The sequence below is a fragment of the Streptomyces sp. NPDC054840 genome (assembly GCF_053611065.1).
Map to the genome: position 1 here is coordinate 1 of NZ_JBSGZP010000711.1, position 3,682 is coordinate 3,682.

Here is a 3,682-nt window from a genome sequence, read left to right on the forward strand (position 1 = left end):
GGCGAGGTTGGATGTGGCCGCTGCTCGACCGGATCTTTCAGCCCCGCCGGCGTTCGAGGCGCGGGGTCTGGGGCGCCGTAGGGGTTCGGGCGGAGCCCGACACGGAGCCGCGGACCCGTCACCGCACCGGCCGAGCGCAGCGGCCTGGCAGGGTGGGGGAGTGGACCAGCTTGCTCTGCTGTTCGTGCTCCTGCTCGGGGCCGTGGTCACGGTGCCGCTCGGGGACCGGCTCAAACTGCCCGCGCCCGTCCTGATGACCATCGGCGGGGTGATCCTCGCCCTGGTGCCGGCCGTGCCGAACGTCGAGATCCCGCCCGAGTTCATCCTGCCGCTGGTGCTGCCGCCCCTGCTGTACGCCTCCGTGCAACGCACGTCCTGGCGGCAGTTCGCCGCCAACGTCCGGCCCATCCTGCTGCTGGCCGTGGCGCTGGTGTTCGTCACCACCGGCGCGGTGGCCGCCGTGGCCAACGCCGTCGTGCCGGGGCTGCCGATCGCCGCCGCCCTCGCCCTCGGCGCGCTCGTCGCCCCGCCCGACCCGGTGGCCGCCACCGCCGTCGCCGGCTCCCTCGGGCTGCCCCGCCGCATGGTGTCGATCCTGGAGGGCGAGGGGCTCTTCAACGACGTGACGGCGATCGTGCTCTACCACGTGGCCGTCGCCGCCGTCGTGAGCGGCAGTTTTTCCTGGCCCGAGGCGCTCGGGGAGTTCGTGCTCTCGGCCGTGGTGGCCGTGGCCGTCGGGCTCGCGCTCGGCTGGATCACCAACCGGCTCATGGGGCGGCTCGGCGACGCCACCCTGCAGATCGGGCTGACCCTGCTGGTGCCGTTCGTCGCCTACGTGGTGGCCGAGGAACTCCAGGGCTCAGGGGTGCTGGCCGTACTGACGACGGCCCTGTTCCTCGCCGAGTACGCGAGCGACGCCGACGACGTGCTGGGGCGCCTCGCCGGGCACACCTTCTGGGAAGTCGTCGACATGCTGGTCACCGGTGTGGCCTTCGGGCTGATCGGGCTGGAGCTGCACAACGTGTTCGGCACGGCCGAGGACCGGGTGTGGGAGATGGCCGGGTGGGCGGCGATCGTGGTCGCGGTGGTCGTCGGCGTACGGCTGGTGTGGCTGCTGCCGGCCGGCTGGCTCGCCCAGAGGCTGCACGGGCGGCGCGACTACGACGAGGAGATCCCGCTGAGCTGGCGGGAGAGCGTGGTGATGTGGTGGGCCGGGATGCGCGGAGTGGCCTCCGTGGCCCTGGCCCTGGCCATTCCGCTGAAGACGGACGCCGGTGAGCCCTTCCCCGGGCGGGACCAGATCATCTTCATCGCCTTCGCGGTGATCATGACGACCCTGGTGTGCCAGGGGCTGACCCTGCCGTGGCTGGTACGGCGGCTGGGGGTGGAGGCCGACACGGACGCCGAGCGGGACGCGGAGCGGCGGCTGGCGATCCGCGCGGCCAAGGCCGCGAAGCGGCGGCTGAAGGAGATCGAAGAGGTGGAGGAGCTGCCGGAGGACCTGGTCGAGCAGTTGTACCGGCGCGCGTACGACGTGGGGGCCAGGATCAGCCCCGACATGGTGGACGAGGAACGCCGCGAGGCGTACGCGAAGCGGGTGGAACGGCTCCGCGACATCCAGCGGATCCAGCGGGAGATGATGTCGGCCGCCCGCCACGAGGTCCTGGCCGCCCGCAGCGAACCCGGCTCCGACCCGGAGATCGTGGACCGGGTGCTGCGGCACCTGGATGTACGGAGTCTGCGCACGCCTTGAGCGGCGGCCGTTCAGCGGGCCGGGCGGCCCAGGGACATCAGGAGGCGGACGTACGGGGACCAGCGGGCCCGGCGGGCGATCGTGCCCGTGCAGGCCCGTTCGGCGAGGTCCAGACAGTCCTCCAGGCAGGCGTCGTGCAGAGGGCGCCACCCCACCGGCCAGGTGAGGCGGGACAGGCCGCTGACGGACATCGCGAGGGTGTGCCGCAGCACGGTCCGCTCCGCGTCGACGGGCAGGACGGCGAACTCGTGGAAGCCGTGGAAGCCGCGCGGCCCGGTGAAGGCGAAGCGGACCCAGGTTCCGGGCACGTACGCGGCGACCGTGTACCGCACCGGCCCGTGGCCGCCCACCGCGCCCACGGCCAGGGGACGGTCGAACTCCATCGGATCCCACACGCGGCCCGGCCACAGCCGGTCCTCGTCGCCGGCCGCCAGCGTGTCGATCAGCGCGCCGACCTCGCTCTCCTTCGCCGCGATCACGCGTTCGTGCACGTTGTAAACGCCCATGGAAGGTCCTTCCCCTCACATTATTAGAGAGAGGCCTCTAATAATGTGGAGGGTACTCTCTGATTCATGGCGAGACCACCCCGCTTCGACACCGACCAGATCCTCGACGCCGCCGTCCGGCTGGCCGCCTCCGCCGGGCCGGGCGGCGTGACGATGACCGCCGTCGCCCAGGCGATCGGCGCGCCCAGCGGCTCCATGTACCACCGCTTCGCCGGGCGCGGCGCCCTGCTCGCCGAGGTGTGGCTGCGGAGCGTCGAGCGGTTCCAGGAGGGTTACTTCGCCTGCCTGCACAGCGACACCGACCCCCGCCGGGCCGCCCGCGCGGCCGCCCGGCACGTCGTGGGGTGGAGCCGCGCCCACCCCGAGGAGGCCGCCCTGCTGCTCTACGGCCCGTGGGAGTTCGGCCGCGCCGACTGGTCCGAGGAGCACACCCGCCGAGCCGATTCCGGCAATCAGCGGGTGTACGCCGCCATCGGCGAGCTCGCCGCCGCTCTCGGCGCGACGGAGCCCCGGGACCTGGACCGGGTCACCCTGGCCCTGATCGACCTCCCGCTCTCGGTCGTCCGCCGCCACCTGCGCTCCGGCGACCCGCTTCCGCCGCACGCCGAGGACCTCGCCGAGGAGTGCGCGGCAGCTCTCCTTCCCGCCGCCCAGGGAGCCTCGCGGCCGGGGTCGTGGGGGTGTGGGGCAGGGCGTCCTTCGCCGTGACACCGCGCGGATCCGGACCGTTCGGGTGTGATGTCCGTCACGCCCTACCGCCGGTGGAGGCGTGGTCGGGCAGAGCGGAAGGGGCCCGGGTCCCCGGGCCCCTGGTCCTCGACGGCTGGCACGATGGAGGCATGAACATCATGCTTTTCCATTCGACGTACGGGCTGCGGCCCGCGGTGCACGCGGCGGCCGACCGGCTGCGCGCGGCAGGGCACCAGGTCCAGGTGCCGGATCTCTTCGGGGGACGCACCTTCGGGACCGTCGAGGAGGGCATGGCCCACCGGGACGAGATCGGCCGTGACGAACTGCTGAAGCGCGCGGTGCTGGCCTCCGCCCCCCACTCGGACCAGGGACTGGTCTACGCGGGCTTCTCCTTCGGCGGTTCCGTCGCCCAGCACCTGGCGATGGCCGACGAGAAGGCGCGCGGGCTGCTGCTCCTGCACGGGACGGCGGACCTGGAGGACGGCGCCTCGGTGGACGAGCTGCCGGTGCAGCTGCACATCGCGGACCCGGACCCCTTCGAGCCGCACGACTGGCTGACGGCCTGGTACCTGCGCATGCAGCGGGCGGGGGCCGACGTGGAGGTCCACAGCTACCCCGGTGCCGGGCACCTGTTCACCGACCCGGAGTTGGACGACTACGACGCCGAGGCCGCCGAGCAGCTCTGGAAGGTCGCCGTCGGCTTCCTCGACAGCCTGTAGGCGCGAGAACGACA

At 72.8% G+C, this 3,682-nt stretch carries 4 protein-coding genes; 3 read left to right on the forward strand and 1 reads right to left on the reverse strand.

The features are described from left to right. The first annotated feature begins 160 nt into the window (after nucleotides 1-160). Nucleotides 161-1,753, forward strand: a complete 1,593-nt coding sequence (locus ACWGIU_RS32695) for a Na+/H+ antiporter (RefSeq protein ID WP_453711732.1) — start codon at nucleotides 161-163, stop codon at nucleotides 1,751-1,753. 11 nt (nucleotides 1,754-1,764) lie between these two features. On the opposite strand, the gene ACWGIU_RS32700 is transcribed toward ACWGIU_RS32695, so the two are convergent. Continuing rightward, nucleotides 1,765-2,259 (reverse strand): SRPBCC family protein, encoded by a 495-nt coding sequence (locus ACWGIU_RS32700; RefSeq protein ID WP_453711733.1) that lies wholly within the window; start codon nucleotides 2,257-2,259, stop codon nucleotides 1,765-1,767. 66 nt (nucleotides 2,260-2,325) lie between these two features. Between ACWGIU_RS32700 and ACWGIU_RS32705 the strand changes: the two genes are divergently transcribed. Then, nucleotides 2,326-2,967: a TetR/AcrR family transcriptional regulator gene (locus ACWGIU_RS32705; RefSeq protein ID WP_453711734.1), complete on the forward strand. Its 642-nt coding sequence runs from the start codon at nucleotides 2,326-2,328 to the stop codon at nucleotides 2,965-2,967. Between the two features lie 131 nt (nucleotides 2,968-3,098). After that, nucleotides 3,099-3,668 (forward strand): dienelactone hydrolase family protein, encoded by a 570-nt coding sequence (locus ACWGIU_RS32710; protein ID WP_453711735.1) that lies wholly within the window; start codon nucleotides 3,099-3,101, stop codon nucleotides 3,666-3,668. Nucleotides 3,669-3,682 lie beyond the last annotated feature (14 nt).